This window comes from Pseudomonas sp. PvP025, from assembly GCF_017832155.1.
Lineage (GTDB): Bacteria > Pseudomonadota > Gammaproteobacteria > Pseudomonadales > Pseudomonadaceae > Aquipseudomonas.
Genome location: NZ_JAFIBJ010000001.1, coordinates 5,162,587 through 5,177,933 on the forward strand (window position 1 = coordinate 5,162,587; position 15,347 = coordinate 5,177,933).

The 15,347-nt window shown below is 64.7% G+C and carries 12 protein-coding genes; 11 read left to right on the forward strand and 1 reads right to left on the reverse strand.

Going from position 1 to position 15,347, the window contains the following annotated elements; genetic code table 11:
- Positions 1–85: 85 nt before the first annotated feature.
- Positions 86–1,075: a GntR family transcriptional regulator gene (locus JOE32_RS22500; RefSeq protein ID WP_209989073.1), complete on the reverse strand. Its 990-nt coding sequence runs from the start codon at positions 1,073–1,075 to the stop codon at positions 86–88.
- A 312-nt stretch (positions 1,076–1,387) separates the two neighbouring features.
- Between JOE32_RS22500 and JOE32_RS22505 the strand changes: the two genes are divergently transcribed.
- From JOE32_RS22505 to JOE32_RS22555, 11 genes are all read left to right on the forward strand, one after another.
- On the forward strand, positions 1,388–2,710 hold the full coding sequence (locus JOE32_RS22505; RefSeq protein WP_209989076.1) for an amidase: 1,323 nt from the start codon (positions 1,388–1,390) through the stop codon (positions 2,708–2,710).
- Between the two features lie 11 nt (positions 2,711–2,721).
- The gene (locus JOE32_RS22510; protein ID WP_046384579.1) at positions 2,722–3,600 is read left to right on the forward strand and encodes a polysaccharide deacetylase; all 879 of its coding nucleotides are present in this window, start codon (positions 2,722–2,724) and stop codon (positions 3,598–3,600) included.
- A 27-nt stretch (positions 3,601–3,627) separates the two neighbouring features.
- Entirely contained in the window at positions 3,628–4,968 is a 1,341-nt protein-coding gene (locus tag JOE32_RS22515) for an MFS transporter (protein ID WP_209989080.1), read from the forward strand.
- 10 nt (positions 4,969–4,978) lie between these two features.
- On the forward strand, positions 4,979–5,740 hold the full coding sequence (locus JOE32_RS22520; protein WP_209989087.1) for an SDR family NAD(P)-dependent oxidoreductase: 762 nt from the start codon (positions 4,979–4,981) through the stop codon (positions 5,738–5,740).
- A gap of 77 nt (positions 5,741–5,817) precedes the next feature.
- Complete coding sequence (locus tag JOE32_RS22525; protein ID WP_209989090.1) at positions 5,818–6,567, forward strand: SDR family NAD(P)-dependent oxidoreductase; 750 nt, start codon at positions 5,818–5,820, stop codon at positions 6,565–6,567.
- A 13-nt stretch (positions 6,568–6,580) separates the two neighbouring features.
- On the forward strand, positions 6,581–6,877 hold the full coding sequence (locus JOE32_RS22530) for a hypothetical protein (protein ID WP_209989093.1): 297 nt from the start codon (positions 6,581–6,583) through the stop codon (positions 6,875–6,877).
- A complete protein-coding gene (locus tag JOE32_RS22535) occupies positions 6,874–7,848 on the forward strand; it encodes a GTP-binding protein (RefSeq protein ID WP_209989096.1) in 975 nt (324 codons plus the stop codon). Before JOE32_RS22530 ends, JOE32_RS22535 begins: the two co-directional genes overlap by 4 nt.
- Positions 7,845–9,020, forward strand: coding sequence for an extracellular solute-binding protein (locus JOE32_RS22540; RefSeq protein WP_209989098.1), 1,176 nt, complete (start codon positions 7,845–7,847; stop codon positions 9,018–9,020). The genes JOE32_RS22535 and JOE32_RS22540 overlap by 4 nt, the downstream gene beginning before the upstream one ends.
- A gap of 784 nt (positions 9,021–9,804) precedes the next feature.
- Positions 9,805–12,141, forward strand: a complete 2,337-nt coding sequence (locus tag JOE32_RS22545; protein ID WP_209989100.1) for a GGDEF domain-containing phosphodiesterase — start codon at positions 9,805–9,807, stop codon at positions 12,139–12,141.
- 194 nt (positions 12,142–12,335) lie between these two features.
- Positions 12,336–13,013 (forward strand): methylamine utilization protein, encoded by a 678-nt coding sequence (locus tag JOE32_RS22550; protein ID WP_209989104.1) that lies wholly within the window; start codon positions 12,336–12,338, stop codon positions 13,011–13,013.
- Positions 12,997–15,345, forward strand: coding sequence for an EAL domain-containing protein (locus JOE32_RS22555; protein WP_209989107.1), 2,349 nt, complete (start codon positions 12,997–12,999; stop codon positions 15,343–15,345). The genes JOE32_RS22550 and JOE32_RS22555 overlap by 17 nt, the downstream gene beginning before the upstream one ends.
- The last annotated feature ends 2 nt before the right edge of the window (positions 15,346–15,347 follow it).

The window sequence follows — 15,347 nt, forward strand, 5'->3', positions numbered from 1 at the left end:
GTGCTTAGATGGGGCGGGGCAGCGAGGGTTTCAATGGCGCGGCGGCGATAGCAACATATTGCATAAAATAACCGGCGTGACGCCGTCAGCTGATTTTGTGCAGGTAGGCCGGAATCGGCTGTTCCGGCAGTACCGACAACACTTTCAAACGCTGCAACATGCGCTGGCTGGCCCGTTGCAGGTGCTCGCGCAGGTTCAACGCGGCCGCATCCACGGCGCCGTGCAGCAACAATTCCAGGATCAGGCGATGTTCGGCCAGCATCGCCGGGTCGGCGCCGATGCCGAGCAGGCGATGGAAAATCCGGCTGATGATCATCGGGCTCTGGCCCTGGCGAATCAGCGCGGCCATCTTGCGGTTCTGCAGGCCGGCCAGGCAGCGCTGGTGCAAGTCCTCCTCGATCTGCTCGATGGCCTGCAGGCTGCATTGAGGGTTGTCCTGTGCTGCCAGCACCCGTTGCAGCATCGCCTGCAGTTCCTCGCGGTCGAGGTTCGGCGCGCTCTGGCGCAACGCCTCGGGCTCGAGGCACGCGCGCAGTTCGTAGTCTTCGGTGACTTCGCGCGCGGTCAGCGGGCCCGCCAGCCACTGGGAGTACGGCTCCTTTTCCACCAGGCCACGGTCGCGCAGGCGCATCAAGGCTTCGCGCACCACCGCGCGGCTGACCTTGAAGTGCTCGGCGGCGGCCTGTTCATCCAGGCGGTAATGGCCGAAGGCGATGCAGGTGGACAGCGCCGCGCCGATGTCCTCGACGATGCGCTCGCCCAGCGGCCGTGTGTCCACCAACTCGGCCTCGCCGTTGAGGCCCAGGTGCGCATGGCTCAGGGGCAGGCGCAGCGGCTCTATCGCCAGGTCGTCGGGGTTGATCAGGTAACCCCGGCCGTTGAAGCGGCAGATCAGCCCTTCGGCGTGCAGCAGGTCCAGTGCCTTGCGCACCGGTACGCGGCTGGTGCCGAACAGTTCAGCCAGCGGCGCTTCGAGCAATACCAGGCCATGACGCGCGGTGCCGTTGACGATCGAGTCACGCAATACCTGGTGAATCATCGCGTAACGGGAGGCCGGGGTGGACACTGCTTTCATCGGTTTCTCGGGACCTTGTAGGACGGGGCGACGGATTCTCTCATAGATGCAGTTGTCACTCTGCGTCACGTCGGCGGCGCTGTTTTGGGGCTGGTGTTACCTTTCTGCACAAAAATGTACTTTTTACTAAAAGGTACATCATTTCATTCAAGACCCTTGGGGCGGGCTGCGCCAGTATTTTTATCGCTCCGCACACCCTCTAGCCCGCAGCTATGCTGTGAAAGCGCAAAGGCCGATGCAGAGACTGGCACGAAAGCTGCCTTTATAAAATGTACATTTTATTAATATGTACGTTTTATGAGGTTGATCCCGATGTCAGACGCCACCTCAATGGCCGAGGATTTCGCCAGCGGCCGTAACGACCCGGTGCAAGCCCTCGAACAGGCGCTCGAAAAAGCCGCCCGTTCACCCTCGGTGTTTATCAGCCTGAGCACCGAGCGCGCCCGCCGCGAAGCCGAAGCCGCCGCCGCGCGCTGGCGTGCCGGGCAGCCCTTGAGCCGGCTCGATGGCGTGCCGCTGGCCTGGAAGGACCTGTTCGACGTCGCCGGCAGCGTCACCACGGCGGGCGCCGCCTACCGCCGCGATGCGCCGGCCGCTCTGCTCGATGCGCCAGTGGTCGGCCTGTTATGCCGCGCGGGGATGGTCAGCCTGGGCAAGACCAACCTCAGCGAACTGGCGTATTCGGGGCTGGGCCTGAACCCGCATTTCGGTACGCCGCACAATCCCCATGGCCTTGATCAGCCGCGCATTCCCGGCGGTTCATCGTCCGGTTCGGGCGTGGCCGTCGCCGCCGGTATCGTGCCCATCGCCATGGGCACCGACACCGCAGGCTCGATTCGCATTCCCGCCGCCCTCAACGGTCTGGTGGGTTACCGCAGCAGCAGCCGGCGCTACAGCCGCGACGGCGTGTTCCCGCTGGCGCACACCCTCGACAGCCTCGGCCCGCTCACCCGCAGTGTGCGCGATGCACTGACCCTCGACGACCTGCTGCATGGTCGCACTCAGCAGCACAGTGCCCGCAGCCTCAAGGGCCAGCGCTTTGTGCTGGCGCAACAGGACGTCGAACCGGCCGTGGGCAACAACCTGCTGCGCGCCATGGAGCAACTCAAGGCCCGGGGGGCGCTGATCGAAGAGCGCGAATGCCCGCCCTTCCAGGCAACGCTGGACCTGATCAAACACCACGGCTGGCTCGGCGCCTTCGAAGCCTTCGCCCTGCACCAGGCGCTGCTCGACAGCCCCGATGCCGAACGCCTCGATCCTCGCGTACGCTGGCGCCTTGAAGCTGCGCGGGCATTGCCGGCCAGCCAATTGATCCACCTGACCGACGCGCGCCGCCAGCTGCAACAGCAACTGCTCGACGACCTCGACGGCGCCATCCTCATCACCCCCACCGTGGCCCATGTCGCGCCGCCGTTGGCCGCGCTGGAAGCCGATGACGCGTTGTTCGTCAGCACCAACCTCGCCACCTTGCGCCTGACCATGCCCGGCAGCCTGCTCGACATGCCCGGCGTAAACGTGCCCAGCGGCCGCGATGCCCAGGGCCTGCCCACCGGGCTGCTGCTCAGCGCCCCCAGCGGCGAAGACGCTCGCCTGTTGCGCGCCGCGTTATCCGTTGAATTCGTACTGAATATTTAAGGAGACACACCATGGCTAAAGACATCCTCTGTGCATTTGGCGTCGACGTTGATGCCGTCGCCGGCTGGCTCGGTTCCTACGGCGGTGAAGACTCGCCGGACGACATCTCCCGCGGCCTGTTCGCCGGTGAAATCGGCGCGCCGCGCCTGCTCAAGCTGTTCGAGCGCTACGGCCTGCGCACCACCTGGTTCATCCCCGGCCACTCGATGGAAACCTTTCCCGCGCAAATGAAAGCGGTGGCCGACGCCGGCCATGAAATCGGCGTGCACGGCTACAGCCACGAAAACCCCATCGCGATGACCGCCGAGCAGGAAGAGATCGTGCTGGATAAATCCATCGAGTTGATCACCCAGGTCACCGGCAAACGCCCGACCGGCTACGTGGCGCCGTGGTGGGAATTCAGCAAGGTGACCAACGAGCTGCTGCTGAAAAAAGGCATCAAGTACGACCACAGCCTGATGCACAACGACTTCCATCCGTACTACGTGCGCAAGGGCGACAGCTGGACCAAGATCGACTACAGCCAGCACCCCGACACCTGGATGAAGCCCTTGGTGCGCGGCGAAGAAACCGACCTGGTGGAGATCCCCGCCAACTGGTACCTCGACGACCTGCCACCGATGATGTTCATCAAAAAAGCCCCCAACAGCCACGGCTTCGTCAACCCGCGTCACCTCGAAGAAATGTGGCGCGACCAGTTCGACTGGGTGTACCGCGAACACGAACACGCGGTGTTCACCATGACCATCCACCCCGACGTGTCCGGTCGCCCACAAGTGCTGTTGATGCTCGAGCGCCTGATCGAACACATCCAGAGCCATGCCGGCGTGCGCTTCGTCACCTTCGACGAAATCGCCGACGACTTTATCCGCCGCCAACCCCGAACCTGATTTCACCCCACCCTTGAGGCGCGACCCATGTCCATCTACAACAAGCTTGACCTGACTGGCTGGAAACCCCGGCAACTGTCGTCCCAGGAAGTACGTTTCGCCACCTGGATCGCGTTTTTCGCCTGGGTGTTTGCGGTGTATGACTTCATCCTGTTCGGCACCTTGCTGCCGGAGATCGGCCGGCACTTTGGCTGGGGTGAAGTGGAGCAGGCGCAGATCGCGACCTGGGTCGCAGTGGGCACGGCGGTGGTGGCCTTTGCCATTGGCCCGGTGGTCGACAAGCTGGGCCGGCGCAAAGGCATCATCTTCACCGTGGCCGGCTCGGCCTTGTGCTCGGCGCTCACCGCCATCGGCGGGGCGTGGGGCAAGTCGCCGCTGATCCTGATCCGTTCGCTGGGCGGCCTGGGCTATGCCGAGGAAACCGTCAACGCTACCTACCTGAGCGAGCTGTATGGCGCCTCGCAGGATCCACGGCTGACCAAGCGCCGTGGCTTCATCTACAGCCTGGTGCAGGGCGGCTGGCCGGTGGGGGCGTTGATCGCGGCGGGATTGACCGCGCTGTTGCTGCCGATCATCGGCTGGCAGGGCTGCTTCGTCTTCGCGGCCATCCCGGCCGTCGTCATTGCGATCATGGCGCGCAAACTCAAGGAGAGTCCGCAGTTCCAGATTCACCAGCGCATCAGCCAATTGCGCAAAAGCGGCCAGGTGACCGAGGCGCAAAACGTCGCGGTGACCTACGGCGTGGACTATGACGAACACAGCAAGGCCGGCTTGAAAGCGGCTTTCCGGGGCCCGGCCCGTCGCGCCACTCTGGTGATCGGCGCCGCCTTGCTGCTCAACTGGGCGGCGATCCAGGTGTTCAGCGTGCTGGGCACCTCGGTGATTGTCAGCGTGCACCACATCTCGTTCGAGAACTCGCTGATCATCCTCGTGCTGTCCAACCTGGTGGGCTACTGCGGCTACCTCAGCCACGGCTGGATGGGCGACCGGATCGGCCGCCGCAACGTCATCGGCCTGGGCTGGATGCTCGGCGGGCTGTCGTTCGCCGGCATGCTGTTTGGTCCGAGCAATATGGCGATGGTGGTCGGGCTGTACAGTCTGGGTCTGTTCTTCCTGATCGGACCGTATTCGGCGGCGCTGTTCTTTATCAGTGAAAGTTTCCCCACCAGCATCCGCGCCACCGGCGGCGCAATCATCCACGCGATGGGCCCCATTGGTGCAGTGGTCGCAGGGTTTGGCGCCACGCAGGTGTTGTCCGCCGGCAGCGACTGGCAGACCGCCGCACTGTGGTTCGGCGCCGTGCCGTGCTTTTTGTCCGGTGTGCTGATGTTTGCCGCACGCCATGTGCGCCCGGAAACCGTTCAGTAAGGAGTGATCGATGAGTCGCAAAGTGGCTGTGATTACCGGTGCCGCCAGCGGCATCGGCCAGGCGCTCGCGGTGGCCTATGCGCGCCATGGCGTTGCGGTGGTCGGCGGGTATTACCCGGCCGACCCGCACGACCCGTGCATGACCGTGTCGCAGGTGGAGGAGGCCGGCGGCGAGTGCCTGATGCTGGCGTTGGACGTGGGCGACACCGCCTCGGTCGATGCCCTGGCCGAGCAGGCGGTGCAGCATTTCGGCCGCCTCGATTACGCGGTGGCCAATGCCGGCCTGCTGCGTCGCGCACCGTTGCTGGAAATGACCGATACGCTGTGGGACGAGATGCTCAATGTCGACCTGACAGGGGTGATGCGCACCTTTCGCGCGGCAACCCGCCACATGCAGGAAGGCGGCGCGCTGGTGGCGATTTCTTCGATTGCCGGCGGGGTGTATGGCTGGCAGGAACACAGCCATTACGCCGCGGCCAAGGCGGGGGTGCCGGGGTTGTGTCGGTCGCTGGCGGTGGAATTGGCGCCGCTGGGCATTCGCTGCAATGCGGTGATTCCGGGGCTGATCGAGACGCCGCAGTCGCTGGACGCGAAGAACTCGCTGGGGCCGGAGGGTTTGGCCCGGGCGGCGCGGGCGATTCCGCTGGGGCGGGTCGGGCGCGCGGATGAAGTGGCGTCGCTGGTGCAGTTTCTCACCAGTGAGGCGTCGAGTTACCTGACCGGGCAAAGCATCGTCATCGACGGCGGTTTAACCGTGCGCTGGCCCGACTGAGGGATGTACTCAATCCAAGTGTGGGAGGGAGCAAGCCCCTCCCACAGGGGACCTGTGTTTGTTTGAGGAGAATTTACATGCTCGCTCTGTCTAATCGCCGCGCCGTCATCACTGGCGCCGGCAGCGGCATTGGGGCCGCCATCGCGCGCGCTTATGCTGCCGCAGGCGCTCGTCTGCTGCTGGCCGACCGTAACGCCGCGAGCCTCGCTGAAACCGCGATCACCTGCCGCAACCTCGGCGCCGAAGTGGTCGAGTGCGTGGTCGATGTGGGCACCGTCGAAGGCGCTCAGGCCAGCGTCGACCGCTGCGTCGAGCATTTCGGTGGCATCGATATTCTGGTCAACAACGCCGGCATGCTCACCCAGGCGCGCTGCGTCGACCTGTCCATCGAGCAGTGGAACGACATGCTGCGTGTCGACCTCACCAGTGTGTTCATCGCCAGCCAGCGCGCCTTGCCGCACATGCTTGCGCAGCGTTGGGGGCGGATCATCAACGTCGCTTCGCAGCTGGGCATCAAGGGCGGTGCCGAGTTGACCCACTACGCGGCAGCCAAGGCCGGGGTGATCGGCTTCACCAAGTCCCTGGCGCTGGAAGTGGCCAAGGACAACGTGCTGGTCAATGCCATCGCCCCGGGGCCGATTGAAACGCCGCTGGTGGGTGGCATCAGCGCCGACTGGAAACGCGCCAAGGCCGCCGAGCTGCCGCTGGGGCGCTTCGGCCTGGCCGACGAAGTGGCGCCCACCGCTGTGCTGCTGGCCAGCGAGCCGGGTGGCAATCTGTTCGTCGGCCAGACCCTCGGGCCGAACTCCGGCGATGTCATGCCATGAGCGGGGTGTAACCATGTGCGGACTCTGCGGATTGCTCGGCGAAGACCTGCACTGGAGCGACCCCCTGGGCGACGAAGTGCCCCGGCGCCGCGAACGCCTGCGCCGGATCGCGGCGATCAACCAGGTACTGGCGGTGTTCCGGCTCAAGGTCGAAGACTTCCAGGGCGCGTCGTACCTGCTGCTGGGGGCCACCGGCAAACAGGCATTGGCGAGCGGTCTGGATCAATTGTGGCAAGCGGCCGAGGCCATGCTCGGACGACCGCTGGACCCGCTTGATCCACGCCTGCTCGACCATCTGGAGTCAGCATGAGCATCGCCCTTAACGTCATCACCGGCTTTCTCGGCAGCGGCAAGACCACCTTGCTCACGCGCCTGCTGCAAGGTGAAAGCCTCGGCGACACCGCGTTGCTGATCAACGAATTCGGCGATGTGGGCATCGACCATCTGTTGGTGGAGGAAGTCGCGCCGGACACCGTGCTGCTGCCCAGTGGCTGCGTGTGCTGCTCGATTCGCGGCGAGTTGAAAGACGCGCTGCTGGGCCTGCTGCAACGTCGCGAGCGCGGGGACATTCCGCCGTTCAAACGGGTGATCCTGGAAACCACGGGCCTGGCCGACCCGGCGCCGATCCTCGCCACCCTGAACAACGACGTGCAACTGCGCGGGCGTTTTCATATTGGTTTGGTGATCACCCTGGTCGACGCCAGCCACGCCGCCCTGCAGGAACGCCTGCACCCGGAATGGCTGGCCCAGGTGGCGGCGGCCGACCGTCTGCTGCTGAGCAAGACCGACCTGGTGGACGACTGCGCGCCTTTGCGCGCGCACCTGCAGGCGCTCAATGCCGGCACGCCGATCCTCGACACCCACACGATCCACAGCGGCGACCAGTTGCTGCTCGGCGAAGGTCTGCGCAGCGCTGAACCGGCGCTGGAAGTGCGCCGCTGGCAACTGCATCAGGCCACCACCGTCACCCACGGCGACGCGCAAGTGTGCTGCCTCACGTTTGAACAGCCGCTCGACTGGGTCGGTTTCGGGGTGTGGTTATCGATGCTGCTAAGATGCCACGGCGAACGAATCCTCCGCGTCAAAGGACTGCTCAACGTGAACGCAAGCTCGGCCCCCATCGTCATTCATGGCGTGCAGCACTGCCTGCATGCCCCGGTGCACCTGCCCGCGTGGCCGGGCAGCGACCGCCAGTCGCGGCTGGTGTTCATCCTGCGCGGCCTCGACCCTGCGCAACTGCGGCGCTCCTTCGACGTGTTCTCGCGGCGTTTCGCGGCATGATCACCCTGCGCGTGCTCGGCACGTCGGTGACCCTGCTCGAATGTCTGCGAGTGAGGGCGGAGCAGGAGCTGGGTATTCGCCTGGTGTATCAGGTGCACGACGTCGCCCAGGCCCAGCGTATCGCGGTGATGCAGCCCGACAGCTACGACCTGTATGACCAGTGGTTCCACAACGTCGACTTCGTGTGGCCGGCGCGGGCGATCCAGCCTATCGATACGCGGCGCATCGCGCTGTGGCACGAGATCAACGACTTGCCCAAGCGCGGTCGGCTGTCGCCCAACGATCGCCTCGGCAGCGGCAGCGTACCCAGCGAGCGCCTGTTCGTGCAGCACGATGGCAGCCTGGGCAGCAGCGTGACCGAGCGTATCAGCATGCTCCCCCTGACCCATAACGCCGACAGTTTTGCCTACCGCCCCGAGCGCGTGCCCGAAGGGTTCAGTCACGGCAATGAAAGTTGGGGCTGGTTGCTCGACCCGGCGTGGGGCGCGCGCACCGCGCTGCAAAGCGATGCCGCCATCGGCGCGCTGGACGCGGCGCTGGCGATGCAGGGCGCGGGCCTGGCGCGCTTCAAGGACATCGGCAATATGAGCATTGAAGAGATCGATGTGCTGGCTGACATCCTCGTGCGCAAACAGAAGGCAGGGCACTTCGCGGCGTTCTGGTCTGACGATGAAGAGGCGGCGCAACTGATGCTCAGCCCGAATGTGGATATCCAGAGCCTGTGGTCGCCGACCCTGATGCGCCTGCATCGCGCCGGCGTGAAATACCGGCTGGCGGTGCCGCGTGAAGGCTATCGCGGGTGGTTCGGCGGTTTGTCGCTGTCGCGCCACGCCCAGGGGCCGGTGCTGGATGCGGCGTATGCGTACCTCAATTGGTGGTTGTCCGGCTGGCCGGGGGCAGTGATGGCACGGCAGGGTTATTACATTGGCAATCCGGCGCGCAGCCGTGATCATTTGAGCGCGGCGGAATGGGATTACTGGTATGCCGGCAAGCCCGCGCGCGAGGAGTTGCTGGGGAGTGACGGGCTGCCCCTGATCGAGGTGGGGGAGGTGCGTGATGGGGGGGCGTATGAGCAGCGTATGGGGCATATTGCGGTGTGGAATTCGGTGATGGATGAGCATAATTATCTGGTGCGGCGGTGGGGGGATGTGATGCGGGCTCGGTTGGCTTGATTGGGGGTATATCGGTTATTTGGGTGATGGCGGGTATGGGTTCCGCAGCGCGGCGGCCTTGGAGCCGACCGGGGTTGTCTGCCGTACGCCGTAAAATGTGGGAAGCTCCGCCACGTCTTCGACTTAGCGCTGTCGTGCAGCAAACTGGGACCTCTGTGGCGAGCGGGCTTGCCCTAATGCCGTTCAGTTAAGGAAATTTTGATCGTTCCCACGCGTGGGAACGATCAAGAGGGCTCTTGTGGGCTTATTGTGGCGAGCGGGCTTGCCCCGCGTTGGGGTGCGAAGCGCCCCCAATCAAGCAAAACGCGGTGTACCTGATACGGCTCAGCGTCTGGTTTTGGGGCTGCTGCGCAGCCCAACGCAGGACAAGCCTGCTCGCCACAGGGAATCTGCGCTTAACTGAACGGCATTAGGGCTTGCCCCGCGTTGGGGGGCGAAGCGCCCCTAATCAAAGAAAACTTGGTGTACCTGACACTACACAGAACATGGTTTGGGGCTGCTGCGCACCCCAGCGCGGGGCAAGCCCGCTCCCACATTTGGATCTCGGCTCTTTTCCAACAGTGACCCGCCGTAAGGGCGGGACCGTCAGCCGCCGTGACCAAAAAAACGGATATTCACCCAACCAAAACGCCAAAAACCCGCCACCCCTCTCAGCAATCTGCTAAAACCAATCACTCCACCAAAATAGATATATTCCTGACACCCCATCACCAGGCCGCAAGGAATGCACATACCGACAGCCACCCGCGGTCAAGAACGGCGAGCCTCTCCCGAAAGCTCCGCCATGACCTGGCGTCACACTTTCCAGACCCGCATCGCCGCGGTCCTGGCGCTGTTGCTGCTGATCGTCGTCGCCGCCACCTATTTCGCTGTCAAGGCCGCCACCACCCGTGCTGTGGAAAACCAGGCGCATGTCCAGATGAAAACCGGCAGCGAGGTATTCGAACGCCTGCTCGACCTGCGCGGCCGTCGCCTGCACTACGGTCTGGACTGGCTGACCACCGATGCCCCGTTCAAACAGGCCGTGGCCGAGGGCAACAGCGAGGCGATTCTCGCGGCGTTGCGTCGGCACGGCACTGGGATCAGTGCGAGCGAAGTATTTGTGCTGGGGCTCGACGGCAAGGTGGTGGTCAGCACTTTGCCGGTGTTCACGCGCGGCCAGCCGTTTCCCGTTGACGGCGTTCTGCGCCAGGCGCGGCGCAAGGGATTGCAGATGCTGATCGTGGCGATGGACGGGCGTCCCTACCTGCTGGTGCAGAAAGACGTGTACGCCCCGTTGCCCATCGCCCGTGTGGTCATGGGTTTCCCCATGGACACGCAGTTCGCCAGTGAACTGCGCTCCATGAGCAACCTGGATGTGTCGTTTATCAGCGTGCATGGCGGTCAACCCGGCCCGCTGTTCAGCACCCAGCCCGAGGGCTGGCAGGCCGGCGTTGTCAGTCTGCTGCGTGAGGCGCCCCTCAACCCCGAACCACAGATCACCCGGTTTTATGGCGAGCGTGTGCTCAGCCAGGTGCTGGCCCTGGCCAACACCGGCGACAGCGGTGAGGTGCGCGTGCTGCTGCAAACTCCGCTGGACCAGGCGCTGGAGTCCTTTGAACCACTCGACCGGCAGTTTCTCGGTATCGCCCTGGCGGTGCTGCTGGTGTCGCTGGCCGGGGCGTTGTTCCTCGCGCGGCGGGTATCGCGCCCGCTCAGTGCCCTGGTGGACGCCGCCGCGCGCATCGGCGCCGGGGACTACCGCACGCCCGTGCGGGTGCGCGGCCAGGATGAGTTCGGCTTGCTGGCCCGGGCGTTCAACGCCATGCAAAGCGGCATCGCCATGCGCGAGCGGCAATTGGCGCACAACGCGCTGCATGATCCGCTCACCGGCCTGCCCAATCGCGCGCTGGCGATGGAGCGCCTGGGCAGTGCGATCAGCGCGCGGCGGCCGGTGGTATTGCTGTACCTGGGGATTGAAAACTACCGGGTGATCAATGAGGGCTTCGGGCCGGAGGGCGTCGAGGAAATGCTGCGTGAAGCCAGCCGCTGCCTGTCCATGAGCCTGCTGACCAGCGACACGGCGGCGCGCATCGCCGGCAGCGAGTTTCTGTTGTTGCTGGAAAATACCCAGGTCGACCGCGCCGTGGCCCGCGCCGACCGCCTGCATGCGTTGCTCACCGAGCCTCGGCGCATCGGTGATGACGAGGTGCGCCATGAAGTGAGCATCGGCATCGCCGCCTACCCCGCCGATGGCCAGCAGGTGGAAGAGCTGATCAGCCGCGCCGCCATCGCCCGGCATGATGCGGCGAGCCTGCCCGGCCACCTGCAGATCTATCAGCAGGACCGCGACCTGGCCCACCAGCGGCAGATCACGCTGATCCGCGACTTGCGCCGCGCCCCCGTCGAAGGCCAATTGCTGCTCTGCTACCAGCCCAAACTCGATCTCCGGCTCGGCCATGTGTGCCAGGCCGAAGCCTTGCTGCGCTGGCAGCACCCGACGCTGGGCCTGGTCTCGCCGGCCGAATTCATTCCCCTGGCCGAGCGCACCGGCAGCATGGGCCTGCTCACCGCCTGGGTGATCGAAGAGGCCATCCGCCAGATCGCCGACTGGGCGCAGCGCGGGCTGCTGATCCAACTGTCGGTGAACATTTCCGTGGATGACCTGGCCGACGATGACCTGGCCCTGCGTGTCACCGGGTTACTGGCGCAATACGGCGTGCCGGCCCGGCAACTGATTTTCGAGATCACCGAAAGCGCGATCATGCACAACCCGCAGCAGGCCCTCACTGTGCTGGAGCAACTGCGCGATTGCGGCATCAGCCTGTCGGTGGATGACTTCGGCACCGGTTACTCGTCGCTGGCGCAGTTGCAGCGTCTGCCGGTGCAGGAGTTGAAGATCGACCAGTCTTTCGTGCGCCACCTCGACAGCGCCACCGGTGACGGCGTGATCGTGCGGTCCACCATTGAAATGAGCCATAACCTGGGGCTCAGGGTGGTGGCCGAAGGGGTGGAATTCGAGCCCAGCCTCAGGTTGCTCAAGCTGTGGAACTGCGACACCGCCCAGGGTTACCTGATCAGCCGACCGTTGGAGGCGATGGCGTTCGAGCAGTGGATGGGTCAGCAAAGCGTGCCGGTCTGATCCCTACAGTTTTTGCGCAGGCAGGCGATAACCTCAATGAGCCTGACCGATTGCATAGGTTTTTTACCGACCGACGGTCAGGCGTGCGACGCTGTTCAATGGTGGCCATTTGCCTTGTTTGCGGCATCATAGTTGCCATTGGTTCCAATTTTTGCCAAGGCTGGCCGCTTTTCTCCTTAATTCGCGGATCTCCCATGGGTCGAGTTGTTCAACTGCTATCTCGCGCGGCGCTGTTACTGGCGGCGGCTGGCCCCGTCTCGGCGGCCACGCTCGAGGTGGTCATGCATCAGGCCGATGGCAGCCCGGTGGCGGATGCAGTGGTCACCCTGCAGGGCCCGGCCCATGCGCCGACGGGGCTGCTCAAGGCCGACATGGACCAGCGCGGCCAGCGTTTCGCGCCTCATGTGCTGGCCGTGCACACGGGCACCCAGGTGCGCTTCCCCAACAGCGACAACATCCGTCATCAGGTGTATTCCTTCTCGGCCGCCAAGCGGTTCGAGTTGCGGCTTTATGAAGGCACGCCGAGCGAACCGCTGCTGTTCGACAAGGCCGGCGTGGTGGTGCTGGGCTGCAATATCCATGACTGGATGCTCGGCTACATCTACGTCACCGACGACCCGGTGTTCGGTGTCAGTGACGCTCAGGGCCGAGTGCGCCTGGAGCAACTGCCGCCCGGCGACTACCACGCCACCCTGTGGCACCCGCAACTCAAGGCCATGCAGCCGTTGGACGGCGGCACCCTGCACATTCCCGCTACGGGCCTGAGCCACAGCGTGGTGCTGGCCCTGGAACCAGTGTCCGCCGATCTTCCGCCCACGCCATCGGCGTTTGGCGATGCCTTCCATCGAGCCGCCCATGAAACTGCGCAGTAGTTTCCAGGCGCGGGTCGCCACGGTGCTGATCCTGCTGTCGCTGGTGGTGATCGGTGCGCTGTATTTCAGTGTAAAAGTCGCCACCCGCTCAGCGGTGCGAGGTCAGGCCATGACCCAATTGGAGGTAGGCTCGCGAGTGTTCGAGCGCCTGCTGGATGCGCGCAGCCGACGCCTGGCCGATGCTGTGCAACTGCTGGCCACCGACTTCGGCTTTCGCGATGCGGTGGCCAGTGGCGACTCGGCGACGATGCGCTCGGTGCTGCTTAACCATGGCAAGCGCATCAATGCCAGCGACATGATCCTGCTCGGCATGGACGGCAAAGTGCTGTCCAGCACCTTGAGCGAAGTGCCTGAAGGCTCGACCTTCCGCTACGACCAGGCACTGCGCGAAGCCAGAAGCAAGCACCAGGCCACGCTCATCGTGCCGCTGCAAGGCCGGCCGCACCTGCTGGTTGAAGCGTCGGTGCTGGCACCGCTGCCGATTGCGCGGGTGGTGATGGGCTTCAGCATGGACGGCACGTTTGCCGATGAGTTGCGCTCGTTGAGCAACCTGGAAGTGTCGTTCCTGGCAATCGACAAAGGCGTGCCCGGCGAGTTGGTCAGCACCCAGCCGCAGGCGCTGCGCGACAGCATCCTGGACCTGATGGAGGGTGATTCGAGCCGCCGGGGCGTGTCGACCACTGATCATCTGGAACACAGCTTCCTCAGCCAGTCGCTGGTGCTGGCCAGCGACGACGACGGCAAAGTGCTGGCGCTGCTGCAAAGCCCCTTGGATGCGGCAATGCAGGCGTTCGTGCCGCTCGATGAAAAGATCCTCGGCATTGCGCTGGTGGCCCTGCTGGCTTCGTTGATCGGCGCATTGCTGCTGGCGCGCACGGTGTCGCGGCCGGTGCAGGCGCTGGCGTCGGCGGCCGAGCGCATCGGTCAGGGCCACTACCTCACGCCGGTGACCCTGACCCGCAGCGACGAACTGGGTTTGCTGGCCGGCGCGCTCAATGCCATGCAAAAAGGCATCGCCGAACGCGAGCAGCAACTGGCGCACAACGCGCTGCATGATCGCCTCACCGGCCTGCCGAACCGTGCGCTGGCGATGGAGCGCCTGGGCAGCGCGATTGCCCAGCAGCGGCCGATTGCGCTGATTCACCTGGGCATCGATAACCTGCGTGCCGCCAGCGAAGCCGCCGGGCCGGACGCGGTGGACCAATTGTTGCTCACCGTCGGCCGGCGCCTGCAAGCGGTGCTGCGCCCCGGCGATACGCTGGCGCACCTGATCGCCGACGAGTTTTTGCTGTTGCTCGAAGGCGCCGGCAGCGACGAGGCGGTGGGCATGGCCGACAAACTTCAACAATTGCTGCTGCGCCCCCAAAGCATCAACGGCCATGACCTGGCGCTGGACTGTCGCCTTGGCATCGCGACCTACCCGGCCGATGGCGAAACCGCACACACCTTGCTCGAACGCGCCGCGATTGCCATGGCGGACGCCGCGAAAATCCCCGGGCGTCTGCAGGTTTACAAGCAGGGCAGTGACCTTGCCCATCGCCGCCAGATCACCCTGATCCGCGACCTGCGGCATGCGCCCGGCCAGGGTCAATTGCTGTTGCACTATCAGCCCAAGCTGGACATTCGCCAGGGCCAAGTGCGCCAGGCCGAAGCCTTGCTGCGTTGGCAGCACCCGCAGTTCGGCATGATCTCGCCAGCGGAATTCATCCCCCTGGCCGAGCGCTCCGGCAGCATACGGTTGCTGACCCAGTGGGTGATCGAGGAGGGCATCCGCCAGCTCTGCGAATGGAACCGGCGCGGCCTGTACCTGCAACTGTCGCTGAACATCTCGGCAGAAGACTTGCAGGGCGACGAACTGGCGCACCGCGTCTCGGCGCTGCTGCGGCGCTATGGCTTGCCGGCCGAACAATTGGTGTTCGAGATCACCGAGAGCGCGGTCATGCGCGAGCCGGAAAAGGCCCTGAAAGTCCTGCACCTGCTGCGCGACTGCGGTATCAGCCTGTCGGTGGATGACTTCGGCACCGGTTATTCATCGCTGGCCCACCTCAAGCGCCTGCCGGTGCAGGAGCTGAAGATCGACCAGTCGTTCGTGCGCAACCTCGATGAAACCAGTGAGGACGCGGTGATCGTGCGTTCCACCATCGAGATGAGCCACAACCTGGGCCTCAAGGTGGTCGCCGAGGGCGTCGAGTATGCCCACAGCCTGCGCCTGCTGGAGCGCTGGCAGTGCGACACGGCCCAGGGCTTCCTGATCAGCCGGCCCTTGAGCGCCGATGCTTTCGAAGCCTGGGTGGCGTTGCCGCTCAGTGCGCAAACTTCCCTGGTTCATTGAGT